Origin of the sequence: Pseudoflavitalea sp. G-6-1-2 (assembly GCF_012927185.1) — a bacterium.
Lineage (GTDB): Bacteria > Bacteroidota > Bacteroidia > Chitinophagales > Chitinophagaceae > Pseudobacter.
Map to the genome: position 1 here is coordinate 1,264,980 of NZ_JABBGB010000001.1, position 24,267 is coordinate 1,289,246.

The window sequence follows — 24,267 nt, forward strand, 5'->3', positions numbered from 1 at the left end:
AAACCAAACAAAAATGAAAATTGCCAACTGGATCAAACCGTTTGAAAAAATATCTCCGCAACAGCGAATGGTCATCGGCATTTGCTGGATCGCACTGCTGACAGGATACTGGTTCATTGCTTCTTCAGGAAGCACACATTTATTTCCCACACCTGGTCAGGTATGGGATGGGTTCAAAAGTTTGTACAATGAAGGATTGATTGTGCATGTTGGGAGCTCATTGTCCCTCTGTCTGCAGGCCACACTGTTATCGGTGTTTGTTTCGCTGGTGCTGGTGTATCTGTCTCCACTTCCCGCATTGCGGCCACTGGCTTTGGCAATGAGCCGGCTTCGGTACCTGCCGCTGACTGGTATCACCTTTTACCTCGCAATACTGGTGAGCAATGCCCGGACTATGCAGGTGGGAGTGCTTTTCATCTTTATGAGTTTGTACTTCATCACGTCGTTGCTGGCAGTATTGAAAGATATCCCTGCTGAAGAGATCGATCATGCACGTTCGCTGAAATGCAGCCGATGGGAAGTGTTATTCGAAGTGGTGATCAAGGGAAGATTTGATTATGTGATCGATGTACTTCGTCAAAACCTGGCTATTACATGGATGATGCTCGTAACAGTAGAATCTATTCTGGTAGCGGCTGGTGGGCTGGGTGTGCTGATCAAGAACAGCGACAAATTCATGAATCATGGCCGAATTGTGGCACTGCAACTGGTGATACTGCTTGTGGGTCTGCTGCTCGATTGGGCACTGCGCATTATCCGTAAAAGATGTTTCAGGTATTCAACTTTCTAATCTACTATCATGAGCAAAACATACGAACAAAAACAAACGATCCTCCAGGTTGAGAACCTGAGCGTGGCATACAACGGAAAAACAATTATTCAGGATATAAATTTTACTGAACGTGATACGGTACGTCCGGGTATGCAGCAGGGACAGATCATTGCTGTGCTGGGAAGATCGGGCCGGGGGAAGTCGACTCTTTTCCGAACGTTGACCGGGCTCGAAAAACCAACCACCGGGCAGGTTTTGATTCCTGATCTGGAAAAGCCGGTTGCTAACGGTATTCAGCCGGCGAAAAAAGTTTCTGAAGGAGATGTTGGTTTTGTAGATCAGAAATACACGCTGTTCAGACATAAAACGGTTTGGCAGTCGCTGTTCTTTGCAATGCGCAGATCCGGACTCACGGATATCGAGAAGAAAGAAAAAATATTGCAGCATCTCAGCGACTGGGGACTTACTCAGTGCAGGGATCAATATCCGGTATTCCTTTCCGGCGGGCAACGTCAGCGTACAGCAATATTGGAGCAACTGCTTAGCTCAGGCTATTACATGGTGCTCGATGAGCCTTTCTCCGGGCTCGATATAGGGAATATTCAAAGTGTGAAGAAAGCTTTCCAGTGGATCAATGCGAGCCATGAGCTCCATACGATCATATTCAGTACACACGATATAGAACTTGCAGTAGAGCTGGCAGACAGCATTTACGTACTGGGATACCCGAAAGATGCTGAAGGGGTATCAGGCACAGCAGGAACCATACTCAAGCATTACGATCTGAAGTCAATGGGGCTGGCATGGAACGAGAGCTTTACAGGCGACCATCTGGAATGCGTAAAAGAGATCAAGGAGGTGATGCTGGCATCTTAGTAATATGCAATCAGAACGGATAAAACCAAGGCGACTCTATTTTTCGTATATACGTGCAGTTAAGTTTCTGGTAGTAATTACATTAAATCTTACACTATGAAAAAAGAATTAATTACAGAGCTATTAGGGAAATTTGAAGCTGCATGTTATGTGATCAAGGATGTAGAATGCTGGAGTGCCCGCGACCTGCAGGACATCTTAGGATACAGTCGCTGGGAGAATTTCACAAGGGCAATTGACAAAGCCAAAAAATCATGTGAGGCCGCACTGGAAAAGGTTTCTAACCATTTTCGTGATATCACGAAAATGGTAGAGCTGGGTAGCGGATCGCAAAGGGAAATTGATGATGTTGCCCTTACCCGCTACGCCTGTTATCTGGTTGCTCAGAATGGAGATCCTGCCAAACCTTCGATTGCATTCGCACAGACTTATTTCGCCGTTCAGACCCGCAAGCAGGAGATCATTGAACAGCGGCTTCTCGATGTTGCAAGAGTTTCGGCCCGTGAAAAACTCTCCAAGTCGGAGAAAAAGCTATCGGGGATTATTTATGAACGCGGAGTGAATGAGCAAAGTTTTGCTTCCATCAGGTCGAAAGGTGATCAGGCGCTCTTTGGTGGATTCAACACTGCCGAAATGAAGAAGAAGCTTGGTGTACCGGCTGCCAGAGCGTTGGCAGATTTTCTACCGACCCTTACCATCAAGGCCAAAGATTTCGCTACCGAACTAACTAGTCATAATGTGGTAGAAAAAGACCTGAAGGGGGAGTCGCAAATCTCAAAGGAGCATGTTGACAACAATGTAGCGGTAAGAGACATGCTGAAAAAACGTGGAGTGAAACCCGAGGCATTACCAGCGGACGAAGATGTAAACAAGCTGAAACGCAGACTGGAGAACGATGAGAAGAAAATTCTCAAAGACACAAAGAATGCGGGTAAGAAAAAGAGCAGGCAGAAATGAATTTGCTGTTCTGAAGAGACACAAGGACTTTCTCCTTGTGTCTCTTTTTATTTACAAAGGGATTCTTGCTTCAACCGAAACTACCCAGGTTGCAATTTTGTATCTTCATCGTATGCCACTCAACATCCGATCTGTAAATCCGGAAGACGTTCAAATAATCTACACCTTCATCTGCGATCTCGAAGAAACCACCTTCGACTATGAACGCTTCAAACAGCTATACCTGCAAAACATAGCAGAGGAAAATCATATTTATCTGGTGGCTGAAGAAAATTCGAAAGTAATCGGCTATCTCAGTTGTCATGGTCAGAACCTCCTCCATCATCTCGGTATGGTCTTTGAAATTCAGGAGATGTTTGTTGATGCTGGCCAACGGGGAAAAGGCATTGGCCGCAAACTTGTTTCTGAGCTTGAAAATCGTTTGCGGGATCGGGAATGCTGTGGTGTCGAAGTCAGTTCAAATGCTACCAGAACTGCTACTCACGAATTCTATGTCTCATGCGGCTTCAAAAAAAGCCATTTTAAGTTTACCAAAGCATACTAGGCCTTTTACCCCGGATTTTACCTCAAGTAAGATTGCATTTTATTGTAAATCAATCTTTTGAATTGTATTTTTCTTCAGTGACCCTGCTTTCTTCCCTGTAATAATCCTATATCCTGCCTCCGGCTGCATTTGTTCAAATCTGCCATATTTGACCAAACTGCCAGAAACTCTGCATTTCCGCTCCAAACCCCAAATTTTGGGTGTACTTTTGTGGGCTAAAATCTGCCTGGCCGCTCCGGCATTTGCGAGATCGGAAATTTTTCAGGCGGGATGTTTGTTTGCTATTGTAAATCAGGAAGATACCGCATTATGGACAATTCCTCAGAAGGGAACCAAACCCTCCCGATATTGTTATATATGCACATCAGGTCCTAAACTCACAATCAAAAGAACATGATTACTATCTCTGAAAATGCTAAAACATATATCCATCAATTGATGGAAAAGGAAGGTCATCCCGGCGACAGCTTTGTACGTGTAGGCGTGAAAGGCGGAGGTTGCTCCGGATTGGCTTATGAAATGAAATTCGACCACGAAATGCGTGAGAACGATCAGGTTTTTGAAGACAAAGGCGTGAAATTGGTAGTGGAAATGAAAAGCCTCCTCTATCTGTATGGTACCGAACTGGATTACTCCGGCGGTCTCAACGGCAAAGGTCTTCACTTCAATAACCCGAATGCATCGAGAACCTGCGCCTGTGGCGAAAGCTTTGCTGTATAATACAGCCCCGAAATAACATACACCCTGAAAAAATTATGAGCACAGATTTAGATATTTTAAAAGATGTTTCCACGGAAGAGTACAAGTACGGCTTTACCACGGACATCGAAATGGAAATTGCACCCGTAGGGTTGAACGAAGACATCGTGAGGTACATTTCACAGAAGAAGAATGAACCGGAGTGGATGCTGGAATACCGTCTCAAAGCGCTCCGTCACTTTCTGAAACTGGAGATGCCCACCTGGCAGAACTTCGAACTGCCTCCTATCGACTTCCAGGCTATATCTTATTATGCAGCGCCTAAAAAGCAAGTAAAGCTTAATAGTCTCGATGAAGTAGATCCTGAACTGCTGGCCACTTTCGAGAAGCTTGGTATCCCGCTCTCCGAACAGAAATTGCTGAGCGGCGTTGCTGTGGATGCTGTATTCGACAGTGTTTCCGTAGCCACCACCTTCAAAGAAAAACTGAAAGAAGTAGGTGTGATCTTCTGCTCTTTCAGCGATGCCGTTCGCGAGCATCCTGAACTGGTTCAGAAATACCTGGGAAGCGTTGTTCCTTACACAGATAACATTTTCTCTGCACTCAATGCAGCAGTAGTATCAGACGGATCATTCGTATACATTCCAAAAGGCGTGCGCTGCCCGATGGAACTGAGCACATACTTCCGTATCAATGCACAGAATACCGGCCAGTTCGAGCGTACCCTCATCATAGCCGATGAAGGCAGCTACGTTAGCTACCTCGAAGGTTGTACTGCTCCTATGCGCGACGAAAATCAACTGCATGCAGCAGTAGTGGAACTGATCGCAATGGAAAATGCAGAGATCAAATACTCTACCGTTCAGAACTGGTATCCTGGTGATAAAGATGGTAAAGGTGGTATCTACAACTTCGTTACCAAACGTGGTATCTGCAAAGGCGATAACTCAAAGATCAGCTGGACGCAGGTTGAAACCGGATCGAGCATCACCTGGAAATATCCAAGTGTAATTCTCAAAGGTGATAACTCAACCGGAGAATTCTACTCTGTAGCACTCACCAAGAACAAACAAATTGCCGACACAGGTACTAAAATGTACCATATCGGAAAGAATACACGCAGCCGCATCATTTCAAAAGGTATCTCTGCCGGAGAAGGACAGAACAGTTACCGCGGACTGGTACAGATTGGAAACAGCGCAGAGAATGCCCGCAACTTCACCCAGTGTGATTCGTTGCTGATCGGCGATCAGTGCGGAGCGCATACTTTCCCTTACATCGAATCGAAGAACAACAGCTCCATGATCGAGCACGAGGCTACCACCTCCAAGATCGGTGAAGACCAGATCTTCTATCTCAATCAGCGTGGCATCGATACCGAAAAGGCAGTAGCGCTCATCGTAAACGGATATGCGAAAGAAGTGCTCAATCAGCTCCCCATGGAATTTGCCGTGGAAGCACAGAAGCTTCTCGCCATCTCACTCGAAGGCAGCGTAGGATAACACAACACAACAAAATATACCCAGAGACATAATAAAACACAATAAAGCAATCATGTTAAGTATAAAAAATCTGAAGGCTTCTGTAGATGACAAGGAGATTCTGAAAGGACTGGACCTCGAAGTAAAAGCAGGAGAAGTACACGCCATCATGGGACCTAACGGTTCAGGCAAAAGTACCCTCGCTTCAGTACTCGCAGGAAAAGACAATTATGAAGTAACAGGAGGTCAGGTAACCTTTGATGGCAAAGACCTGATGGATATGAGCCCCGAAGACCGTGCAAGAGCAGGTCTCTTCCTCGCTTTCCAATACCCTGTAGAAATTCCGGGTGTTTCCAACATCAACTTCCTCAAAACCGCCATGAACGAAGTGCGGGCTTACAATAATCTTCCTCCTATCGAAGCAAAGGAATTCCTGCGCATGATGAAGGAAAAACAAAAACTGGTTGAATTCGATTCAGCACTCGCTAACCGCTCCCTCAACGAAGGGTTCTCCGGTGGTGAGAAGAAAAGAAACGAGATCTTCCAACTGGCAATGCTCGAACCAAAACTGTCTATCCTCGACGAAACAGATTCTGGTTTGGATATCGACGCGCTCCGCATTGTTTCACGCGGTGTGAACAAACTCCGTTCAGGAAAGAATGCATTTATCCTCATTACCCACTATCAGCGTCTGCTGGAGTACATCGTGCCAGACTATGTTCACGTACTGTACAACGGACAGATTGTGAAATCCGGTACTAAAGAACTGGCACTGGAACTCGAAGAAAAAGGGTACGATTGGCTGAAAGAATCTGCACCAGCTGCAAGCTTCCACTAATCAGGAGTGATAATTGAAAACAACCTATTCGCAGTACGCTGCGATTAAATGATCGGAATGGAAAATACGGCCACACAAATCATCAACTCGTTATACGACCAGTGCATTGCAGACTTCGAAGTGCGCAGCAATACTGCTGAGCCCGAAGCCCTCACTGCCTTGCGTCAGAAAGGATTTCAAAATTTCAAGAAAGCAGGCTTCCCCTCCAATAAGGTGGAAGACTGGAAATACGTTAACCTCACACCGTTTCTGAAAGAATCTTTTGCTACGGCTACCGAAGAAGAACTGGTAGAAGTGCCTGAGTCTGTAATCAAAAACGCAGCCATCCCTCACCTCGATGTATGGACCATCGTACTGGTGAACGGCGTGTTCAGAAAAGATCTTTCCGATACAGTTAATCAGGAAGGCGTGTTTGTTCTTCCGATTCTGGAAGCAGCATCCAGACCTGCCTTTCAAAAACACTTCGGTACATATACCGATCTCGCGAAGAATCACTTTGCAGCAGTGAACACTGCGCTCTTCCGCGATGGACTCTTTATCGAAATAAAGAACAATGCCATTGTTGAAAAGCCTATTCATGTACTGCATATCAATACGGCCAATGAGCCACTGTTTCTGCAGCCCCGCAGCCTGTATGTTGTTGGTGTGAGCGCCAACGGCAGCATCATCGAGAGTTTTGTGAATGCAGGGGCCAATGCCAATGTATTCGTTAACAATGTTGCAGAGATCTTTGTAGCGGAGAATGCTAATCTGCATCATTACTATATTCAGGCTGGTTCTGAGAAGAACCGCTATGTGCATCATACAGAAGTGTACCAGCAGCAAAACAGTGTGTACAATAACTACAAGGCATCATTCCCGGGAACAAGCCTGCTGCGCAATAACCTCAACATTGCGCTCGACGGTGAGAACGTGGAAAGCCATCTGTACGGATTGTACCTCAGTGGCGGCCATCAGCTGGTAGACAATCATACCATCGTTGACCACCGCAAGCCACATTGCCAGAGCAACGAATTGTATAAAGGTGTGATGAAAGATGAATCCACCGGCGTTTTCAACGGTAAGATCTTTGTTCGCAAAGACGCGCAGAAAACAAATGCCTTCCAGCAGAACAATAACCTGATGCTTGGCAGAAAAGCCGTTGTTGATTCTAAACCACAACTGGAAATTTTTGCCGACGATGTAAAATGCTCCCACGGTTCAACAGTTGGTCAGTTCAATGCCGATGCATTGTTCTACCTCAAGAGCCGCGGTATCGGCGAGGAGAAAGCACGTGCTCTTCTCGTACATGCGTTTGCTTTTGATGTAACGGAAAAGATCCCCCTTGCAGAAGTGCAGGATCATATCAATCACCTGATCGAAGAAGGTCTGAAAGCTTAAATCATGAGCGCTACTTCAACTATATCACCTGCTGTACTCGACGTTGAAAAGATCCGGAAAGATTTTCCGATTCTCTCAACCATGGTGCATGGCAAACCTTTGGTGTATCTCGATAATGCGGCTACTTCTCAGAAGCCGCTCAGTGTAATCAAGGCCATCGAGCATTATTACACGCATGAGAACAGCAATATCCATCGCGGCGTACACTTCCTCAGCCAGCGTGCTACGGAAGCTTATGAAGTGAGCAGGAAAAAAGTAGCAAAGTTCATCAATGCCCCACACGATTATGAGTGCCTTTTCGTAAAAGGAACCACCGATGGCATCAACCTGGTTGCGTACAGCTATGGCAAACAGTTTGTAAAAGAAGGCGATACCATTATCATCTCGGCCATGGAACATCACTCCAATATTGTTCCCTGGCAGATTTTGTGTGAAGACCGTAAAGCCAATCTGAAAGTGATCCCCATCAATGAGAAGGGAGAGCTGAAGATGGATGAATACAAAAAAATGCTGGCAGAAGACAAGAACGTGAAACTCGTTTCTGTCTGCTGGATCTCCAACTCACTTGGAACCATCAATCCGGTGAAAGAGATCATTGCTCTGGCGCATGAGAAAGGCATTCCGGTAATGCTCGATGCTGCGCAGGCTGTTCAGCATATTGTAGTAGATGTGCAGGATCTCGATGTAGACTTCCTCACATTCTCCGGTCACAAACTCTACGGACCTACAGGAAGTGGCATCCTTTACGGTAAGGAAAAATGGCTGAATGCAATGCCTCCTTATCAGGGTGGCGGAGACATGATCAAACACGTTACATTCGAGAAAACTACCTATAACGAACTGCCCTTCAAATTCGAGGCAGGCACTCCAAATATTGAAGCCGGCATCTGTATCAGTGCAGGTATCGATTATCTCAACGGGCTGGGTATTGAAGTGGTTGCTCAGTATGAGCACGAACTGCTTGAATACGTAACGGCGAAACTGCTGGAAATTCCGGGGCTTCGCATCATCGGAACAGCCGATCAGAAAACAAGTGTGGTTTCTTTCTTCGTCGACGGAACCCATCCTTCTGATATCGGCATCCTGCTCGATAAAATGGGAATCGCTGTGAGAACAGGTCACCACTGTACGCAGCCTCTCATGGAGATCTTTGGTATCCCCGGCACTGTAAGGGCCAGCCTTGCATTCTGCAATACTAAACAGGAAATGGATCAGCTGGTAGAAGGCGTTAAACGCGCAGTATCCATGCTGTTGTAATTTCCGGATAATTGAATATGACCATCAACGAAATACAGGACGAGCTCATAGACGAATTTCAAATGTTCACAGACTGGATGGAAAAGTATGAATACATCATCCAGATGGGGAAAGATCTGCCACTGATCAGTGAACAATACAAACAGGATGATAACCTCATCCGCGGCTGCCAGTCGAGAGTATGGCTTCATGCAGATTACAAAGATGGTAAAGTGCTCTTCACGGCAGACAGCGATGCCATTATCACCAAAGGGCTGGTGAGTATGGTGGTAAGAGTACTGAGCGATCATACACCTTCCGAAATCGCCGGCGCTGAACTGTACTTTGTAGACAAGATCGGATTACGCGAGCATCTCTCTGTAACCCGCTCCAATGGCCTGCTGAGCATGATCAAACAAATGAAACTGTATGCAGTGGCCCTGCAATCACAGGAGAAGTAAGATTCATTTTTCAACCTGCACTACTATGCTGAACAAGCAACAAATAGAAGAAGAAATTTACAACAGGCTCCGCACGGTGTTCGATCCGGAAATTCCGGTGAATATCGTAGAGCTCGGATTGATCTACGGAGTAGAAATCAATGACGGCGGATACGTTAATTTGACGATGACACTCACTGCGCCTGCTTGTCCGGTTGCCGGTGAGATTGTGCGCGAAGTTGATGAAAAGATCAGAGAAGTGGAAGGAGTAACCGACGCAAACGTGATGCTGACTTTTGATCCTGCATGGACCAAAGACAGAATGAGCGAAGAAGCGAAGCTGGAGCTGGGCTTTTTGTAAGAAACGCATTTCGACTTACTGATAAAAAATTGAATGACCGGTATTCCGGTCATTTTTGTTTTAATAAAGTCTGTGTAAACAAAGAGGGCCTATCAACTGATAGACCCTCGAAACACAACCTCTATACTGAGAGACACAACCATATATGAACACAAACTTTATTCTTTAATTGAAGCACCGGGACATTCCTCCATCTTTCGTTTTATCTTCCCAGATATGCATTCATTCTCTTCAATCCCGGTGCTGACTTGCGCTTGCTTCCTATTTGTTCAATCTTACTGCTAAACTTTATTGCGTTTCTATTCTTGCTAACCCTTTGTTCTTATCGTGCTACTCCTTCGTTGCCTCTCGTTCTCGCCAGATCAATTGTTGCACTGAGGTAGTCGAATACCGATTCTAAATAATTCAGTTGTGCTGCTGTCAATGCCAGTTCTGCATCTGTCAATTCCAGTCTGGAGGTTACTCCTTTTGCGTATCTATATGCTACGATGTCGTAACTGGTTAAAGCCGTTTCTTTCACTCTCAGTTGTGTTTTCATTCTCGCACTTGTTTCGCGGAGATTGGCGATCACTTGTTTAACGGTGGTCTTCAGCGACTGCTGCGCTTCATTGATACGGATGCCTGATTGCTCCTGTGCCAATTGTGCCTGACGGATCTTCGCCTGATTGCTGAAACCTGTGAACAGCGGCAGCGTTACCTGTGCTCCTGCCCATGAAGCTGAAGGCCAGTAAGCGTTTGCGAAATCAACCTTGCGTGCCTGACTGGTCAGTTGATATTGACCAGCGAGCGATACAACTGGTTTTCTTGCTGCCTTAGCGAGTGAGGTTTGTTGTTCACTCACCTGTTGTTGCAGATTCAGTGCCTGCAGATCGGGGCGTTGACGAAGTGCTTCTTCGTAGAGTGCTGTCTCATCGGGCACTGCATCGGGTGCATCCACTTTGAGAGAATCGGTGAGACTGATCTCAGAGAGTGAATCAAGTCCCATGAGTGTGATCAGTTGCTGCTTGCCTACTGAAATGGCATAGTTGAGTTTGAGAATATCCGGACGTAGATTCTCAACCGCAGTGTATGCACGTAGTGTATCAACGCGCAAGCCGCGGCCCTGAGCGAGTAAGCTTCTTGCATCTGCCAGTGCTTTCTCGTTACGCTGCAGGCTTTCCTGCTGGAGTTTTACACGCTCTGCGAGTACCAGAATTCCGAGATAGGTTTGTTGTACATCAGCTGCCACATCGATAGACGACTGGCGATATGCTGATTGTGCAACTTTCTCCTGCAACAGCGCTGCTCTGCGGGAGGGCGCTGCTACTGGATTATAGATCGGATAGGTTGCGCTTACAGATCCTGAGAACTGATCGCGGCCCCCGATCCTGGAGTAAGGGATTTTCTTATCGCTTCCGTTTGTACCCATCCCGAAAAATGCGGGAAGGGCAAAATAATGTGCGTACTGCGCTCCCAGTTGGGCGGCAGGCAGCGAAAGGCTTTTCGCTACCCGCACCTGCTCTCCGGCAATGGAAACATCCAGGGCATTTGCTTTTAGAGTCCGGTTGTTCTGTGTTGCCAGCTGCACTGCGTCCTGCAGACTGAGACTTCTTGCCTGCTGTGCCGTGCTCTTCAGCGAGCCGCCGGCGATAATGGCAGACAGGAGTATATATTTGAGGGAGGAATTTCTCATGATAAAACTGTATTGGGTTGAAGTGATGGAGCGGCAGAAGAAACTGCTGTTCCGTTTGAATCGTCGGTTACTGGTTTGTGTTTGCGGCTGAAGAAACTGTACACCGCAGGGATTACGAAAAGTGTAAGTACACCTGCGAATACCAGTCCACCTACCACAACAATACCCAGTGAGGCACGGCTTCCGGATGAATTACCCAGTGACAATGCGATTGGCAGTGCACCGAAGATCATCGCGAGTGTGGTCATCAAGATCGGTCTGAAACGTGATGCTGCTGCGTATATAACGGATTCGCGCACACTATATCCTTCTTTCTTCCTGTGGTTCGCAAACTCTACGATGAGGATACCGTTCTTGGTGATCAGACCTATCAGCATGATCATACCGATCTGGCTGAAGATGTTGATGGAACTGTCGCTTAACCAAAGGCTCAGCAAGGCACCGGTTACGGCCATCGGAACTGTCAGCAGGATGATGAACGGATCGATCAGACTTTCGAATTGCGCTGCCAGTACCAGATAGATAAGTACGATGGCGAAGATGAACGCAAACACGAGACTGGAGCTGCTCTCCTTGTAGTCGCGGCTTTGTCCGGCCAGCGAAGTTCTGAATCCTGAGGGCAGGGTTTCTTTGGTGATCTTATCCATTTCAGCCAGCGCTTCTCCCATGCTCACACCAGGTGCAGGCGTTGCCTGAATGGTTACACTGTAGCTCTGGTTGTAGCGGTAGATTGCGGGAGGACTAATGCCTTCTTTCAGTTGCACCAGGTTATCCAGCGGTACCATTTCGTTGTTGGACGATTTCAAAAACAGTGAACGAAGGTTCTCTGGTGTAGAGCGGTCAGCTCTTTCGAGTTGCCCGATCACTTCGTACTGACGGTCGTTGTGAATGAAGTATCCGTAACGTCTTCCACTGAGTGCTAGTTGGAGTGTGCGGCCGATTTCCTGTGTGGAGATACCCAGCTGCGCTGCTCTTTGTCTGTCGATGGAGATACCGATCTCAGGGCGGTTCACTTTGAAGTCGGGGTTCACGAAGGCCAGCTTTTTGCTGCCATATGCTGCGCCGGTGAGTTTAGGCATTACATCGATCAGGCTTTTCAGATCTGGCGCCTGCACCACGTATTCGATTGGCTGGCTGGATGCAAATCCACCAATGGTAGGCGTCTGGATCGGGATCATCAGAACGTTTCTGAATCTGCTGCTGGCTGCCACGAGTTTTTCGAATACCTGTTGTTGCGTCATTTTGCTTTTACGCTTGGCAGGATCTTCGAGGAACACCCACTGGAACGCTGTATTGGCGGGTTGTGCAAGAGTTCCCATTCCGGCTGCTACAGCTGCATACGTGATATTGTTATTGAGATCAGGGATAGAATCTGCTACATAGTTGTTGATCTCCTTCATGGTTTCTTCCATGCTCTCGAATGAAGTTCCTTCCGGTGCAATTACGGCTAACCCTACCAGTGAGCGGTCTTCCAAAGGAGCCAGCTCAGAAGGAAGTTTAGGAGCCAGGAAATATGCGATACCGAAAGAAAGGAGGAGCAACACAATTCCTAACCAGCGGAAACGCATGAATCCTTTCAGCAGATTTTCGTACCCGTTGTTGAGTTTTACAAAGAATGGTTCAGTTTTGCGATAGAGCCAGTTGTGATGTGCGCCGGCTTTGAGCAGATAGGCGCTCATCATGGGAGACAAGGTAAGGGCTACGAATGCTGAAATCAGCACAGATCCGGCAACTACTACCACAAACTCTTTGAACAGTTTACCGGTGATACCTCCGAGGAACATGATGGGAAGGAACACAGCTGCAAGTGTGATGGTGGTTGAGATTACTGCAAAGTAGATCTCATTGGAACCTTTGCGTGCTGCTTCCAGCGGTTTCATGCCCTGTTCCACTTTCGAGTATATATTTTCAAGTACCACAATCGCATCATCCACCACAAGTCCGATGGCGAGTACAAGGCCCAGCAGCGTCAATACGTTGATGGAGTAATCCGCCAGATACATGATAAAGAAGGAGGAGATAATGGATACGGGGATTGCCACAAGTGGAATCAGTGTACTGCGCCAGTCGCGCAGGAAGATGAAGATGATGATCGTCACCAGTCCGAATGCAAGAATGAGCGTTTCTTCCACTTCTGCCAGTGAATTTCTAACAGGAACCGTGAAGTCTTTACCCAGTTTAACATCGTAACCTTTTGGAGCCGTTTTTACGATGTCTTCAAATCTTTGTTTGAATTCATCTACGATGGCCAGAGAGTTGGCGCCGCGTTGTGGTTGGATAGCTGTACCTACACCATATCGTGCTTTCTTTCCTTCTATCACTATCATTGCGGTGCGTTCGTTCTGAGAGCTCATGATGGCTTGTCCTACATCACGGAAGCGAACGATGGCTCCGTTCTTCTCACTCACGATCATGTTATTGAAATCATCTTCAGTAACGAGGCGGCCTTCGGTGCGGAGGGTCATTTCTGTTTGCTGACCTTCGATGCGTCCGCTTGGAAGGTCTACGTTCTCACGTTGCAATGCTGTTTGGATATCAGCCGGAGAGAGACCGTAGGAAGATAATTTTACAGGGTCCATTCTCAGTCGCATAGCGCGTTTGCGGCCTGCATAAGAATCCACCAAACGAACGCCTGGTATGGATTGTAAGCGTTCTTTGATATTGATGTTTACGAAGTCGGTAACGTCTTCGAGAGTTTTTGTATCGCTCTGAACGGTGAGGAACACGAGGAAGTCTGCAGGACCAGCTTTCTCAACAATGGTAGGTTCAATATCTGTCGGCAGTTGCTGACGGCTTTTGGATACCTTATCGCGCACGTCGTTGGCGGCGGCTTCGAGATCGGCATTCATATTGAATTCAACTGTGATGATACTAACCTGCTCGCGGCTTACAGAAGAAAGGGCGCGGATGCCGTTGGCTTCTGCGATGGCTTCTTCCAAAGGTTTGGTAACCTGCGAGGCAATAATGTCGGCGCTTGCGCCGGGATATACTGTGGTAACGGTCACAATGGGCGAGTCGGTTACGGGATATTCCCTTGTTCCGAGAAAAGTGTAGCCCACTATGCCAAATAAGATCAAAAGAACCGACATCACCCCCGCCAATACTGGCCGGGAGATGCTCATTTGTGAAATGGCGCTCATATAATTAATTGTAAAAGGTCAATACAAGGGCAGTGTGCAGTGATGTACACTGCCCTTTAGATGTTGTGTTGAATAATTATCTGCTGGAAAAAAGGGACGGGATAAAAACCAGGGGAAAGGGAACAGCTATTGCTTCACTGTTGCTGCTACTTCAGGTTCACAATGTTCACATCTGCACCATTACTGAGGCGGAGCTGATTGCTCACTACAACGGTGTCGCCTACGCTAAGACCTTTGGTGATCTGTACGTTGTCGGGACCGCGTTGACCTACAGCAACCGGAGTGAGAACTGCTTTTCCGCTCTTCACTACAAATACAGAGTAACCCTGAGAAGATGGCATGAGGCTCTGGCTGGGGATCTGCAGCGCATTATCTGAGCTGCGAAGCGCCAGGGTGAGGCGCGCACTCTGTCCCACTACCAGTTTATGATTGGTATTGGCGGCAGTTGCACGAACCAGCAATGTTCTGGTGGCTTGATCCACATATGACTCTTTTGCCATTACGGTTGCTTTGTACTCGGTGCTGTCTGATTCTACTGTGAAGGTTTGCTGTTTACCCTGTGCTACCAGGTTGGCATATTTCTCAGGAACAGAAAATTCTACTTTCACCTGTGCATCATCCACGATGGTTGTCAGCGGAGTGCTGGGCGAAACCAGTGCACCGGGGTAGGTGCGGATGATACCGATCCTGCCATTGAAAGGCGCGCGGATGCGGGTTTTGTCGATGGTAGTGAGTAATTGTCTGATCTCTGCTTTCAACACTGCCAGGTTGGTGGCTGCCTGGTCGTAGTCCTGTTGTGAAGCGGCATCATGCGCAATCAGGTCTTTCAAACGTGCTTCATTCAGGGCGGCTAATTTTTCCTGCTGACGAAGTCTTTCGAGTTGTGCCTGGAGGTCTGCATCATCGAGTTGGAAGAGCAGGGTTCCTTTAGACACGATATTTCCTTCTCTCACGGGAACGCTCACCACTTTTTTAGTCAGCTCGCTGCTGATCACTACATTCTGATTTGCGGCCAGAGTGCCAGTGATTTCCAGTACTTCTTTTACTTCGCCGGGTGTTACCACATGGGCATCAGCCGGAAGGCCTGGAACCACTGCTGCCGCTGTGGCAACTTTGGGAGCCGGTTCGTTGGCGCGGCTTGCACAGGCATGAAGGAAAATCATTACAGGGAGAGACAATATGAGTAAAAGTGTGGTGGCAATCGGTGGGTGTTTCAGCGCCGGTGCAGCGGAAGCCTGCAGGCGGTGGTTGATTGGTCTGGCTGGTAGTAGGCGATTCATAACTCTCGGTTTAATAGATGTATTGAAATGTTTCGATATGTTCTTTCTAAAAAAATCCTTTTGAAAAAGGATTGTCGTGTTCACGATTGAGAATGCAAATCTATCGAAACATTTCAATACGTCGATCATTTCCCCCAAATTTTTTTTTTACACCTTCAGTGCCAGCAAAAAGCTTACGTACTGATCAATCATTTTATTGTTCATGGTATACTTTACATTCCGGCCTTCTTTTTCAGCTATGATCAGTTCAGCCTCAGTGAGTTGCTTGAGGTGGTGGGAGATAGATGGCTGAGTAAGGTCGATGAGTTCATTGATATCAGAGCAATACAGGCAAGCCTGTTTTTTGTGAAGTGACTTCAAAATCTGGAGTCGGTTGGGATCTGCTAATGCTTTCGAGATCTTTTCTACTTTTTTAAGTTCCATAGCAAACTGTTTACAACATGATAAATCGTTGGTTTAAAGGTGTGTGTCTTCAGCAGTGTTCCCGGTTTTCATACTTAGGTATTATGCGAAATTACGTTTTTATGAATAATTCAAACAATGCCGTTGCTTTTGTGTTTGCGAAAACGCATTAAAAATTGTTTAAAGCGGCATCGGTCCATTCAATTTCCGGACAATTTCTGAATATCGCTACCTGCCTGAGTTTTATTGGTTTCCGGAGTTTTTTGACACACAACCGGCTGCTAAAAAAAATCCGGTTGAACTGCTAACCTTGAGGTTAGTTCCTGCCGGTATTTTGATTTTTTCGAAATCCTGTCCGAAGAATTTCTTCCCGCAATAAAGATGAGAATCGATACGAAGTGGTTGCGCTTCGCCGATCAGTAAGAAGTTTTTTGAGAATTGGTTAACAACACAATTGTGCTGCTTGCCTTGTTTCTAGTACATCGCCGGTAATTTCTTCGCGGGCTTTTTATGTCTTCCAACCACAATTTTTCCCGACACATAACCGAGTGCAAGTGCCAGCGGATAATCGCCTGCCCAGTGAACTTCGGTATTCATCATGGCAAATCCTGATAGTCCCATGATGAGGTACCCTACCGGTTTTATCCATTTTTTCTCCGGATAGTTCTCTGCAAGAATGGTAACTGTGCACATCATGGTGGCCAGGTGCCCCGAAGGAAACCCATCGTAGTTAGGTGTGTTGCGCTGGTATTCAGCGAAAGATGGAAATGGCTGCCACTTGCCTCCGGGTTGCGTAGACATAAAGGGGCTCTGTCTTCCTGTAATTCGTTTGAGTATCTGCGTGCCCAATCCCATCAGTACAAAACCTTCCGCCAGATCACTGGCCGTTTGCAGTGCGCGATAATCTTTGTTGATTTTTCCGTAGATGAACAGGCCACCGGCAATGAACATGCTGGTGCCGCCTTCGCCCAGCTGATACAGGGCTGTATTGAGATTGGTGGGAATTTTCAGAATCTTGGTATCCCCTGCTTTCAGAAAAACTTTGTATCCGGTTTCGCGTTGCAGATGAATGTTATCAGCAAATCTTTTGGTTTCGTCGATGAGGTTCTGATCCTGCCAGATCAGCAATGCAGTAGTGCCTGCAACAATTCCCAATCCCAATAAATTCTTTTTCTGGAACGGACTCTTCGCCACCTGCAGCAGGTCTGAAGGGAGATTGGTGATGAATCCCCATTTTTTCGGTCTTGGGTATCCGTTACGATCCGTTTGTACTGCCGGGTCAACGAATTTATCCAGCCTGACCAAAGTGTCCAATGGAAGTCTCACAGTGCATCTGTTTTTCGGAGAGGGAGCAGGAACGGTATCGGTGTTTTTTATGCCCGATGCGTTTGCGGGAACGGTATCCATTAACGGCTTTGCCGGAACAGTATCGTTTGAAATAATCTGGGGTGCCTGCAAATTCGAATATCCTTGAAGGATGATGAATTGCATCACAATGGCCAATATCGATGGTTTCAGGTTCATGCTTAGAATTTGTAGGTCAGTCCCAGTACTGTTTGATTGTTAAGATAGTTTACGTTAAACGATAATGGTGGCTCCTGATTGTTATTTTTGTTTTTCAATCCGAACATTCTCCAGTAATTGTTCACTACCTGCGAGCCGCAGAAATAACCGAGGGCTGCCCCCATCAGCACATCGGACCCCCAGTGGCGGTTATCGATAATGCGTGTTACCCCTACCAGAGATGCCGCACTGTAAGCAATGATCGGAATAGCTGGAACATCCCGATACATTTTTGCGAACACCGTTGCTATGGCAAATGCATTGGATGTATGGCCCGAAGGGAAAGAGTTGAATTCATTATTCCAGAAAATATCATCTGATTTACGTGGCTTGAAAAAATACCCCGGCCCCTCAAATCTGTTGTAGGCATTGGGCCTTGTACGGGATGTGATGAATTTGAAAGTATGCGTCCATACGCCGGTGCTCAATGCTGCCTGGGTGGCCAGCAGAAAAGTTGTCTGTGCTTTGGGGTCTTTGAAGATAAACCCGTATGCGCCGGTAAGGCCCAGTACCACAAAGCTGTAACTCGCGCCCAGCTTGCCTATTATGGGACTGTTCACCCGAACGAAACTGCTGTGTCTGCGCAAATCTCCCAGCTGCCGGTTGGTTTCTTTATCTGTAAGAAAAGCTACTGTGGCTGTTAATCCCAGTCCAAGGAGAATGTCTCTGTCTTTTCTGGTAGTTCTGAATGGGAATGTTATCTGCCTCTTAAAGTTGTCTTTCAGCAAATGACGGTAATTACTGAAGCTGAGCGTTGGGTATGCCTTTTTTTCTACCGTCGGGGTTTCGTGAAGAGTGATCACCTGTTCGGGCAATTCATGAATTACAATGGTGGTATCTGGTTCTTCCTGTGCAGATGCTGAGCTGAACTGAAACAGCAGCAACAGCAAGGCGGCGGTACGGCTCCATCTGAGTAAACGATCATTTGCGGTAAGGTTCCATTTTCCGGATTCTGATTGACTGGCTGGGAACATCAAGAGCTAAAGTTTGTGTTTGAAATAGAATTATGGTGGGTTGATTTATATGGTTTGTGATTATTGTAATAGCAGCAGCAAGGAGGTTCTCCTTAGTTTTGGGTGTGCATAGCGATTCCTAACAGCCACGCATATGCTGCAGGCTGCAACTTTTTTTTCAAATGCTCAAAGGCGTAGAAGTACCGTGTACAAATGCTTTCATGAGACCAGGGCATTTAGGTACTTTGTATATTTTGGTTATTCGCTATTTCAGGTAAGACTATAAGAAGCATCGATACCCCTACGGGCCTGCGGGTTTTTTGTCGAAAAAGTATTCATAAAAAAACGAGGCCGCCTCTGGTGAAGACGACCCCGTTAGCCTGTGTGCAATGAACCCTGAACGTATTTCCTCAACCTACATGAGGATCGGTTTGTGTGTCCGAGATCTCACAAACCTATTGGACGATAACCCTGCTTGTACCAACTTTTTGTCCTGCGTTATCAAATACAGTGAGCCAGTAGATGCCCGGCGCAGCATTGCCACGCTCGAAGTATACAATCTGATCCTGCTGTTGAATATTGATTGATTTGGAGAATTGTAATTGTCCTGCCACATTTCTAAGCTCTGTGGTGTAGTTTCCTTTTACAAGTCCGCTGAAGATGGCTCTGATATTGCCCTGCACAGGATTGGGTGCAATGGCAATGCTGGTAGTCACCGTCTGTCCGATTTTCGCAGCTACGATGAGCGAATACTTGGACGATCCATCTTTATCCACCGATTTCAGGCGGTAGAAGTTGATGCCCATAAACGGTTTCTTGTCGGAGTACTGATAGGTGTTCGATACCTGACTGTTATCCCAGGGGAATACTAGGGCGATGGACTCGAAATTCTTTCCGTCGCTGCTGCGTTCCAGCTCGTAGCGGTCGAGATTGAGTTCTTCTCTTACATTCCAGTTTATATCCACTGTGCTGTTATTCTTCGCTTCGGCTTTGATGGAAGTGATGGTAACAGGCAGTGTAGTGGACATGGCGTCGAAACTGTATGCTTTACCAAGACCATTGCTGCCGGCAGCAAAGTTGAATGTTGTGCCGAGTGTGCTGCCGAGATTGAGTACGCTGCTGCTGAAATCGAGCGCGCTCAGCGGAGAGCCTACTACCAGTCTTGTTGGACTGCTGGCGATGCTCAGCGTAGAAGTTTTTCCAGACACCATCGATACTTTCGATGGATTGGTGATCTTCTGAACGCCCGTTACGCTGAACCCGAAGAGGGCTGTGGCATTCACGCTGAGGAACTCATTTCCGTAGGTAGCTGATACTTCAAAACCGGGAGTGGTATTGTATCCGCCGGTAGCATCGCCGTAGTAGATGTAAGCCGATCCGCCAACGAGGTTAGTCTGAAGCATGCCGAGATTTACGCCCGATGAAAGCGGTTCACCGATGATGATATCAGGAAAGCCGTCGCTGTTTACATCATATCCATTGTCCATGGATGTACCGAAGAGAACGCTGAGTTGCAGTGTTCCGCTGAACAGTCCCTGCAGGAGGTTGGATGGTCTGGGAGATTCGAGCACCTGGTTGGCCACTTCAACATTTCCTGAGTAACCTGCAGCTTTCTTTTTGAATACATGCACATTACCTGTTTTGATATTGAGGCTAAGTGCATTTGAAAGTAAGCCTCCTAACGGGGCACCTACCACGATATTTCCGTTCTTCTTTCCGTCGATGCCTTTCACCCCTTTTACTTTGAAGCCAAAGAGGTTGGCAGCATTGCCGAGAAGCCCGGTGGATGCGGCCTGCAGCCTGCAGCCGATATTTGAATTGATCCCTGTTTTATCGGTCTTGCCATAATAAACGTAGGCGGAGCCTCCGAGAATTTGTCCGTTCAGAATATCGAGCAGACCGGTGAGGTTAACGCCGGCAGGAGCACCCACCACAACATCGGGGGCTCCGTCGCCATTGTAGTCGCCCACGCCGTCCACGCTGAGGCCGAACATCAACCCTGCGATGCCATTGAGCAGCGGAAGGGGAATGCCGAGCAGGCTGAATGTGGGCGGCTCAAGCTGAACCATATTGGAGAAACTGTTATTGTTTTTGTTGGAAAGGCAAACGAATGCAGCGCCAGTCTGAGTTTTTACCAGACCAGCCAGTTCTACTTTCACATAACCGGGAGCACCGACTACGATATCCTGTTTGCCATCTTTATTGAGATCGTCTGTAACGCCCACGGAGAATCCAAACAGCGCATTGAGTTTGATATTGATTCCGCCTACATGGGCAGTAGATACAGTGAGTGTAAGAAAATTAGAGGGATTGGGTGCAGCGAGTGTTCCGCCGGGATACACATACACTTTACCCACTGTTCCATCGATTGTACCGAGACCAGCTGAGAGTTCAACGTGGTCGAGCGGAGCGCCGATCACAATATCGTTGATGCCATCGCCGGTTACGTCGCCTGCGTCGATGCTGGTTCCGAAGAGTGCGCCTGCCACTGCTGTGTTGGGTTGCAGTGTTTTTGCAGGAGTGGTGGCCAGGCCGGCTGCTGATCCGTAGTACACGAATACTGCGCCTACGCTTACGAGTGAGCTGCTGTTTCCGAGCACACCGATAAGGCCGGGTGCAGATACTGCAACATCGCCATAACCATCGTCGTTCACATCTCCGAGGCCGCATACGGCGAAGCCGTAGAGCGAAGTAAGGATTTGAAGATTGCTCAATCCCAGTCCGGCAAGAACCCCGTTGGTATTGGTTTTCCAGTCGGGAGTCTTATTGATGGGGTCGATGGTGATGGGGTACTGTGCATTGGCGTCGTCCACTTCGATGGTAAGGATGTCTCCTTTCAGTTTCATGGAAGCGTTGAGTGGTTTGTACTGATTGTCCCACACTTTGAGATCCTGATACATCAATTTTGTTTGCTGAAGACTATCGCGGCTAACGAACCGGAGACTGTTATTCTCCAGTATTGTTTTTAGTGTACCGGTGATGCGCATGCGAACCTGTAATGGCTGGTTGCCATCCGGACGCTGATTGATGATAAAGTTCTGACGAAGTCCATCGGTACTGTTGGTGTACTGAACTTCAACTTCTTTATACATATAGCGAAGCATATCGTTGCCTGAGGCTGACTCAAATGACTGTTTTGGCGTCCATTGAAGCCTGCGTCTGCCGGCGCCGAGGATATTGAACTGCATTTTCCAGGTTTCTTCCTTGTATTGCTGACTAACCTGGTAAACGGTATATCCTTTTTGAGAAATGTCAAATGCGATCCGGTGTGTGGAATTTGCTACCCTGTATTTATTATGGGCAGTTGGGTAGAAAGCATTTTCCAATTCCTGGATATTGTTGGAGACTTCTGCGAACCAGTTGGGGGTAGCAGAGGATGGCAAAGGATGATTGGATGAGTTGGGCATTTCGGGAATGCCGTTTGTGGACATTTGTACGGAAGGAGGATAAGGAAATTTTGAGGCCTGGATTTGCGCATGAGCCGGATCAACGGTTAAAAACGGTACAGAGGTAAGCACTAAAGTGTAAAATTTCCTGAGTTTCATAGTAACTGATTTCGTGAGGTGACAGGATTGTCGATTAGGTTAATTGCTATCAGAGTCCTTGCCAGGTGGATTTTCACTTTCTTACATGAGGGGCAATAAAGTACCGTTTGCATAGGTGGAGACCTTTGCAGGCAGCAAAAACTACTCTTCTTTTCAGAAAAAAAGTTATTGACAGACTAGTACAGTGATGTCACTTGCTTGTTACTTAATTGAAGGACATGCAGAAAGTTCTGGATATTGAATGGATGGAGATGTTGCTTTGGTTTTAGCAAGGGATTGTTGGATTGGGAAGTCTGAATAACCGGTGTTGACTTCTGCGGTTAAAATTAATCAGGGCAATTGACTTTAGATGCCCAAATGGATTCAGAAAATGCCCGTAAAAGTTCAATAAACACTTAGAGAGCATAAATAGTGGAAGATATTCTTGAGGAAAGTCAACAACTGTATGTTCGGTAATAAAATTTATATATTTTAGTATTAATGATAGCTAACGATCTGGTATAATCGTTTTAAACCTCCTCTCCTTAACCTTCATCCTTGTTAATCGTCCTGGTTTTTTTCTGATAGTAGCTCAACAAGTCAAATGTTGCTGGTCCCTGGCATTGCTGTAGTGTACCTGTACGGGTATAACAGGCAGCAATAGGGTATGTTATGCAATGTAAAATGCCAATGTTCAACCTAAACCAGACATGAAAAACTATCGAATCAAATTTCCTGCGATCGACCTCGACAAAGAGTTTGAGCAACTTTCCAATGAAATCAGCGGAGAGTTTGTTAATGAGGACACACTGCGTGTTTCCGGGCGACTTGCCCGTGGAACTATCCACCGCTGGCATCTTGAGCCTGCCTTTTCTCTTCGTGCCTGGAACCTGCTGTTTCAGCAACCCGTTGAGTTTTATAAACCTGGTACAGCGGGGGCGGATAAAACATTCACCATTATTTTCGTTCTCACACCTGAGCATGTCAACTGGCAGCAGATTGGTGCGCACCGGCAATATTCACGGCCGGGCACCAGAAGTACGCTGATGATTGCAGACAGTGTGCCGATGGATCTGGAGATACTGCCCAATTTTCCGGTGCAATGGATAGATATGAATGTGAGTGCGTTCTGGCTGGCTCAGCAGTTTCAGAAAGCGGATCTTCCGCTGGAGGCGTTGTGGGATAAATTAAATGCAGATTCAAAACCGCTGGTGCTGATCGAGCCCGGTTCGGTAACCGATAATATTTCTGTGAATACTTTATTCGAGTCTGCCATCAATCAGCAGACTGAGCCATCGCAGATTCGTTCGATGGCAATAAAGCTCATCACCGGATTTATGACGCATGCGCTCCGCCATCGCGTACAGGGAGTACCGGCTACACATGATGTACATTTCGAAAAGATCATGGAGGCCGAAGCCATTCTTAAAGCGCATCTGCAAAAAACATTACCAAATCTGAATGCCATTGCACATCAGGTAGCGTTGAGTGAATCTACCCTGAAGCGCCACTTCAAAAATGTTTTCGGAAAGAGTGTGTATGAATATTACCTCGATAAAAAAATGCAGCTGGCTAAAAATCTCCTGCTCGAAAAACCGCTTACTGTCAATGAGGCTGCGGTGATGCTGGGTTATGAGAAGGTCAGCAATTTCATAGATATTTTTAAGAAACACCATGGCATGTCGCCGGGAAGTGTAAAGAAAAAAGGCTTCCAAAGCCTCTAAATTTATCCTCACAGGTTGTAAATTAAAACCTACGAGGATATTTATTGTTTTTGCGGTTATTTGTGCCGCTGAACAGTCGCAGGAAGGATCACCTTTTGATTGAATTGATTGGAAGAATCAGAAGACAGGTACTGAACAGATAGCGCGGGTATATAGTATAACAGGAATCAATAAGCGAAAATATTTTTTCAATCAGCTGATCTCCTTAATAAGTTTTTGACTTATCTTTAACAGACCTGTTTCAAATCCCCTGATAATTTGGGTTCACCACTTTGGTTATTCTCTGATATTTTTCCAACGCAAACATGAGACGCCTGATTCTGATCAGTGCAACAGAATTCCCCTGGTTATGGTTCTCTGATAAACGAATTATTGAAAAACCACAAAAAAGAAACCCTGTGTGCCCTCTGACCGTCTGAATTTCC

Annotated in this window: 19 protein-coding genes; 12 read left to right on the forward strand and 7 right to left on the reverse strand. The window is 46.7% G+C overall.

Translation table 11 applies throughout. The features are described from left to right. Window positions 1-13 precede the first annotated feature (13 nt). From HHL16_RS05355 to HHL16_RS05405, 11 genes are all read left to right on the forward strand, one after another. Window positions 14-790 (forward strand): ABC transporter permease subunit, encoded by a 777-nt coding sequence (locus HHL16_RS05355; protein ID WP_169424102.1) that lies wholly within the window; start codon window positions 14-16, stop codon window positions 788-790. 9 nt (window positions 791-799) lie between these two features. Further along, window positions 800-1,648, forward strand: coding sequence for an ATP-binding cassette domain-containing protein (locus HHL16_RS05360; protein ID WP_169424103.1), 849 nt, complete (start codon window positions 800-802; stop codon window positions 1,646-1,648). 96 nt (window positions 1,649-1,744) lie between these two features. Next, a complete protein-coding gene (gene dinD / locus HHL16_RS05365) occupies window positions 1,745-2,605 on the forward strand; it encodes a DNA damage-inducible protein D (RefSeq protein WP_169424104.1) in 861 nt (286 codons plus the stop codon). 112 nt (window positions 2,606-2,717) lie between these two features. Further along, window positions 2,718-3,149, forward strand: coding sequence for a GNAT family N-acetyltransferase (locus tag HHL16_RS05370; RefSeq protein WP_169424105.1), 432 nt, complete (start codon window positions 2,718-2,720; stop codon window positions 3,147-3,149). 393 nt (window positions 3,150-3,542) lie between these two features. Beyond that, a complete protein-coding gene (locus HHL16_RS05375) occupies window positions 3,543-3,869 on the forward strand; it encodes an iron-sulfur cluster assembly accessory protein (RefSeq protein WP_169424106.1) in 327 nt (108 codons plus the stop codon). Window positions 3,870-3,904: 35 nt separating this feature from the next. Continuing rightward, the gene (gene sufB / locus HHL16_RS05380; RefSeq protein ID WP_169424107.1) at window positions 3,905-5,350 is read left to right on the forward strand and encodes a Fe-S cluster assembly protein SufB; all 1,446 of its coding nucleotides are present in this window, start codon (window positions 3,905-3,907) and stop codon (window positions 5,348-5,350) included. A gap of 52 nt (window positions 5,351-5,402) precedes the next feature. Further along, window positions 5,403-6,167 (forward strand): Fe-S cluster assembly ATPase SufC, encoded by a 765-nt coding sequence (sufC, locus tag HHL16_RS05385; protein ID WP_206022256.1) that lies wholly within the window; start codon window positions 5,403-5,405, stop codon window positions 6,165-6,167. 57 nt (window positions 6,168-6,224) lie between these two features. Then, window positions 6,225-7,547 (forward strand): Fe-S cluster assembly protein SufD, encoded by a 1,323-nt coding sequence (sufD, locus tag HHL16_RS05390; RefSeq protein ID WP_169424108.1) that lies wholly within the window; start codon window positions 6,225-6,227, stop codon window positions 7,545-7,547. A 3-nt stretch (window positions 7,548-7,550) separates the two neighbouring features. Continuing rightward, window positions 7,551-8,804: a SufS family cysteine desulfurase gene (locus HHL16_RS05395; protein ID WP_169424109.1), complete on the forward strand. Its 1,254-nt coding sequence runs from the start codon at window positions 7,551-7,553 to the stop codon at window positions 8,802-8,804. Between the two features lie 17 nt (window positions 8,805-8,821). Next, window positions 8,822-9,244 carry a SufE family protein gene (locus HHL16_RS05400; RefSeq protein WP_169424110.1) on the forward strand — a complete coding sequence of 141 codons (423 nt, stop codon included), beginning with the start codon at window positions 8,822-8,824 and terminating at the stop codon, window positions 9,242-9,244. Between the two features lie 25 nt (window positions 9,245-9,269). Continuing rightward, window positions 9,270-9,584: an iron-sulfur cluster assembly protein gene (locus tag HHL16_RS05405; RefSeq protein WP_169424111.1), complete on the forward strand. Its 315-nt coding sequence runs from the start codon at window positions 9,270-9,272 to the stop codon at window positions 9,582-9,584. A gap of 322 nt (window positions 9,585-9,906) precedes the next feature. Here the strand turns inward: HHL16_RS05405 and HHL16_RS05410 are convergent, their stop codons facing one another. From HHL16_RS05410 to HHL16_RS05440, 7 genes are all read right to left on the reverse strand, one after another. Next, window positions 9,907-11,256, reverse strand: a complete 1,350-nt coding sequence (locus tag HHL16_RS05410; protein WP_169424112.1) for a TolC family protein — start codon at window positions 11,254-11,256, stop codon at window positions 9,907-9,909. Next, complete coding sequence (locus HHL16_RS05415) at window positions 11,253-14,396, reverse strand: efflux RND transporter permease subunit (protein ID WP_169424113.1); 3,144 nt, start codon at window positions 14,394-14,396, stop codon at window positions 11,253-11,255. Before HHL16_RS05415 ends, HHL16_RS05410 begins: the two co-directional genes overlap by 4 nt. A 146-nt stretch (window positions 14,397-14,542) precedes the next feature. Next, window positions 14,543-15,676: an efflux RND transporter periplasmic adaptor subunit gene (locus HHL16_RS05420; protein WP_169424114.1), complete on the reverse strand. Its 1,134-nt coding sequence runs from the start codon at window positions 15,674-15,676 to the stop codon at window positions 14,543-14,545. 147 nt (window positions 15,677-15,823) lie between these two features. Further along, window positions 15,824-16,099 (reverse strand): metalloregulator ArsR/SmtB family transcription factor, encoded by a 276-nt coding sequence (locus tag HHL16_RS05425; protein ID WP_169424115.1) that lies wholly within the window; start codon window positions 16,097-16,099, stop codon window positions 15,824-15,826. Window positions 16,100-16,552: 453 nt separating this feature from the next. Next, complete coding sequence (locus HHL16_RS05430) at window positions 16,553-17,602, reverse strand: phosphatase PAP2 family protein (protein ID WP_169424116.1); 1,050 nt, start codon at window positions 17,600-17,602, stop codon at window positions 16,553-16,555. A 2-nt stretch (window positions 17,603-17,604) separates the two neighbouring features. Continuing rightward, on the reverse strand, window positions 17,605-18,615 hold the full coding sequence (locus tag HHL16_RS05435; RefSeq protein ID WP_169424117.1) for a phosphatase PAP2 family protein: 1,011 nt from the start codon (window positions 18,613-18,615) through the stop codon (window positions 17,605-17,607). A gap of 434 nt (window positions 18,616-19,049) precedes the next feature. Then, complete coding sequence (locus HHL16_RS05440; RefSeq protein ID WP_169424118.1) at window positions 19,050-22,139, reverse strand: FG-GAP-like repeat-containing protein; 3,090 nt, start codon at window positions 22,137-22,139, stop codon at window positions 19,050-19,052. Window positions 22,140-22,828: 689 nt separating this feature from the next. Here HHL16_RS05440 and HHL16_RS05445 point away from each other — a divergent pair. Beyond that, on the forward strand, window positions 22,829-23,842 hold the full coding sequence (locus HHL16_RS05445; RefSeq protein ID WP_169424119.1) for an AraC family transcriptional regulator: 1,014 nt from the start codon (window positions 22,829-22,831) through the stop codon (window positions 23,840-23,842). Window positions 23,843-24,267 lie beyond the last annotated feature (425 nt).

Coding starts and splice junctions, on each gene's coding strand:
- HHL16_RS05355 (WP_169424102.1), top strand. CDS start 14: ATGAAAATTGCCAACTGGATCAAACCGTTTGAAAAAATATCTCCGCAA.
- HHL16_RS05360 (WP_169424103.1), top strand. CDS start 800: ATGAGCAAAACATACGAACAAAAACAAACGATCCTCCAGGTTGAGAAC.
- dinD (WP_169424104.1), top strand. CDS start 1,745: ATGAAAAAAGAATTAATTACAGAGCTATTAGGGAAATTTGAAGCTGCA.
- HHL16_RS05370 (WP_169424105.1), top strand. CDS start 2,718: ATGCCACTCAACATCCGATCTGTAAATCCGGAAGACGTTCAAATAATC.
- HHL16_RS05375 (WP_169424106.1), top strand. CDS start 3,543: ATGATTACTATCTCTGAAAATGCTAAAACATATATCCATCAATTGATG.
- sufB (WP_169424107.1), top strand. CDS start 3,905: ATGAGCACAGATTTAGATATTTTAAAAGATGTTTCCACGGAAGAGTAC.
- sufC (WP_206022256.1), top strand. CDS start 5,403: ATGTTAAGTATAAAAAATCTGAAGGCTTCTGTAGATGACAAGGAGATT.
- sufD (WP_169424108.1), top strand. CDS start 6,225: ATGGAAAATACGGCCACACAAATCATCAACTCGTTATACGACCAGTGC.
- HHL16_RS05395 (WP_169424109.1), top strand. CDS start 7,551: ATGAGCGCTACTTCAACTATATCACCTGCTGTACTCGACGTTGAAAAG.
- HHL16_RS05400 (WP_169424110.1), top strand. CDS start 8,822: ATGACCATCAACGAAATACAGGACGAGCTCATAGACGAATTTCAAATG.
- HHL16_RS05405 (WP_169424111.1), top strand. CDS start 9,270: ATGCTGAACAAGCAACAAATAGAAGAAGAAATTTACAACAGGCTCCGC.
- HHL16_RS05410 (WP_169424112.1), bottom strand. CDS start 11,256: ATGAGAAATTCCTCCCTCAAATATATACTCCTGTCTGCCATTATCGCC.
- HHL16_RS05415 (WP_169424113.1), bottom strand. CDS start 14,396: ATGAGCGCCATTTCACAAATGAGCATCTCCCGGCCAGTATTGGCGGGG.
- HHL16_RS05420 (WP_169424114.1), bottom strand. CDS start 15,676: ATGAATCGCCTACTACCAGCCAGACCAATCAACCACCGCCTGCAGGCT.
- HHL16_RS05425 (WP_169424115.1), bottom strand. CDS start 16,099: ATGGAACTTAAAAAAGTAGAAAAGATCTCGAAAGCATTAGCAGATCCC.
- HHL16_RS05430 (WP_169424116.1), bottom strand. CDS start 17,602: ATGAACCTGAAACCATCGATATTGGCCATTGTGATGCAATTCATCATC.
- HHL16_RS05435 (WP_169424117.1), bottom strand. CDS start 18,615: ATGTTCCCAGCCAGTCAATCAGAATCCGGAAAATGGAACCTTACCGCA.
- HHL16_RS05440 (WP_169424118.1), bottom strand. CDS start 22,139: ATGAAACTCAGGAAATTTTACACTTTAGTGCTTACCTCTGTACCGTTT.
- HHL16_RS05445 (WP_169424119.1), top strand. CDS start 22,829: ATGAAAAACTATCGAATCAAATTTCCTGCGATCGACCTCGACAAAGAG.